Here is a 2,699-nt window from a genome sequence, read left to right as displayed (position 1 = left end):
CTTAGCCAGGCCTGCTGCTCACCAGGGCGCGAACAATGCGTTCGGGCTCAACGCGACGCAGGAAGCCGGCGCTGATGCGCAGAGATGCGTGAAGCACTGAGTACCGAGATGCCTGAGACGGACTCGGATAGAGCGTGTTGCGCGGGACCAGGGATAGCTGGCCGCTGCGGGCGGTGACTTGGTGTCCGACACGCCTCTGCTATTGGTGAGAACACATAGTCTGGGATGCCGCGCAAGTTCGCTAGCTGCGCCCGTTCGACAGCTCGTTGTGCCTGATGGGCCGCAAACGCACGAGCTTCCTTCGCCACTTGCCAGGTTCCTTTGAGAGCGGCGGAGAGACAGATGTTCCAAGGCTCTCTGGTGACCGCGCGGCGAGCTTGTGCTGCCTCAATGGCGGCCCTCATGATGGCGCGGCGGTTGTAGGTACCCACCACGAACAGTGGGCGAGTTTGCATCGCGGCTTGTGCGCGAGCGGCAGCGATCTTAGCAAACCCTGCTGCCGCAGCCTGGGCGCGGCGTTCGACAGTCGAGATCTGCGTACGGTCAGCGCGAAGGTGCTGAAGCGCAGAGGACCAAGAGAGTGAGCGGCGACGCATCGATGCACCAAGTTGGTGAACTTCACTCCTATGGTGCAACCTCGCGCCTCTCATGTCAACTCTAAAAGTGTAGCATTGCTCTAAAATGGTGATATCGAGGGCTCAATGCCGAGCAGCACGTGCGCTTCTGGAATGGACCCAGGACCGGCTGTCCGCGGAAGCGTCAGTATCAAAAAAAACGCTAGTAGACTTCGAGGCTGGCAAGCGAACTCCGTACGACCGCACCATCGCCGATATCGTTCGAGCCCTGGAAACGGCCGGAATAGAATTTATTTCCGAAAATGGAGGAGGTGTAGGCGTAAGGTTCAGGCACAAGAAATGTGCTGACAACGAAAATTGAGGAGATGCGGGATTGTTTTTTACAGACAATATAAGCATCTATTTTATATTCATATAACGCAAAGAATATTTGGCGAATTATCCGGTATTCGTAGCATAGATTTAGAGTGGAGAGATTTTTCGACAAACTTAATGTTAGTTGCCAACTAGCAAAATGACTTTTGTTCGGTGCTAAATGATCTTGATGTTGCTATATCAGCTCAAGATGCAGCCGATTATCAAGCTCCTTCCCACTTGATCAGCGAACAAAGTGCCGATGTCGGTGCGGGCGAGCGTAGATTGCCTTCAGGTGTCATTTCAAATCGAGAGCCGCAGATGGCTGAGGACCAGGCTTCGAAGGGAGCAAAGGTAGTCAGCAGCTGCACGATGACACCCTCACTGATGCCGCTGACGCGTTTTGGCAAAACGAACCCATTTCATGAGGTGGGAACGTTTGGGCAAATCGAAGCGGTGAGGGGCGAGCGGGCAAGCACTCGTGCAAGATCAAAGCATCAAGCTTGACGCGAAGCGGTCTCGCGCGTTCGTGCACGATGGAGTTCGGAAACGAGGCGGTCAGGTTGCATAGTCCCTGACATGCTGGAGCCTGCATAGAGTGATCATGCAGCGCAGACATCGGGTTGAACGCCCGATCTCCGACTGCTAGCAAGCGACGCGGGAGCCGGTGTAGCACAGCGGTAGTGCAGCGGTTTTGTAAACCGAAGGTCGGGAGTTCGATCCTCTCCACCGGCACCACGCGATGCCCTTGCTGGGCAAAGAGTTAGTGTCATACAATGGCTTAAGGGAAACCGCACTCTCACACAGCGGTCCCTCACATGGCCCTTATGACTGCTCGCCCTTGGAAAGATCCTAGCACCGGGGTCTACCATCTCAGACAGCGCACACCTCGTAAGCTACTGGCTCGGGTGAAGGGGCAATCGGTGACTCTCCCGGTGGCGGAAGGCTTCGCCTCTGTGAAAATCGGGGACATCGTTCAAGCCTCCCTGAGGACCAAGGAAGCTGGTGAGGCACGGAAGCGGCATGCGGTTGCCGATGGTGCGCTCAAGCGGTTCTGGGAGGCGCAGGAGGCCGGACCCACTAGCCTTGACCACGAGAGAGGCGGTCGCCTTGGCTGGCACTCTCTACACGGTCTTTGCGACGGTTCTTGCTGACAACCCTGGTCCCCCTGAGCGTTGGGAGCGGGCAGTTCGGTTGAATGCTAAAGCTCGTGCTGGGGAGTTGAGTCTCGGGCTGGCAATCGGGAAGGAGGCGAACCAACGGGCTTCGATGGAGGATCGGTTCGGCGGTCTCGCTGATGCTGTCTTGGCTCGTGAAGGGCTCGTGGTCGATCAAAAGAGCCGTGACCTCCTTCTCAGCACCATTGCCTCAGCGATGGACGATGCGTCAGCGAAGCTCACTCGTAACGCCCGATTCGACTACTCCCCGGATGTGGCTGCGCTGAAGTACCCGGCATGGGAGAGTCGGTCGGGTGCAGAGCCATCAGGTGACCCCAAGGCTGAGCGCATCGCCGTGGCTGAGCTGTTCGACCGCTGGGCTACCTACAACGCCGATAAGAAGGCGGCAGGGACCATCAAGCGGTACCGAGGGAGCATCCAGTCTCTCGTTCAGTTCGCCAAGGATCGAGACGTTCGGTTGCTGACTGCTGATGACCTCTATGCGTGGGCTGAGCACCGGAGGGACGCCGAAGGGGTGTCGCCTCAGTCCATCAACAAGAACGACCTCGTGGCAGCCAGCGCCGTCCTAGGGTGGGCTGCAAGTCGCCAAGGT

1 protein-coding gene, 1 tRNA gene and 1 pseudogene are annotated in these 2,699 nt (G+C 57.5%); all 3 read left to right on the top strand.

Annotation, left to right across the window (positions count from 1 at the left end):
* The first annotated feature begins 681 nt into the window (after window positions 1–681).
* Window positions 682–936, top strand: a complete 255-nt coding sequence (locus MOX02_RS30125) for a helix-turn-helix transcriptional regulator (protein ID WP_147029430.1) — start codon at window positions 682–684, stop codon at window positions 934–936.
* A gap of 656 nt (window positions 937–1,592) precedes the next feature.
* Window positions 1,593–1,667, top strand: a tRNA-Thr gene (locus MOX02_RS30120).
* A gap of 348 nt (window positions 1,668–2,015) precedes the next feature.
* Window positions 2,016–2,699 (top strand): annotated as a pseudogene (locus tag MOX02_RS30115) (site-specific integrase); the annotation flags it as partial.

The organism is Methylobacterium oxalidis (assembly GCF_007992195.1).
Taxonomy (GTDB): domain Bacteria; phylum Pseudomonadota; class Alphaproteobacteria; order Rhizobiales; family Beijerinckiaceae; genus Methylobacterium; species Methylobacterium oxalidis.
This window is presented reverse-complemented; position numbering and strand designations above follow the sequence as displayed.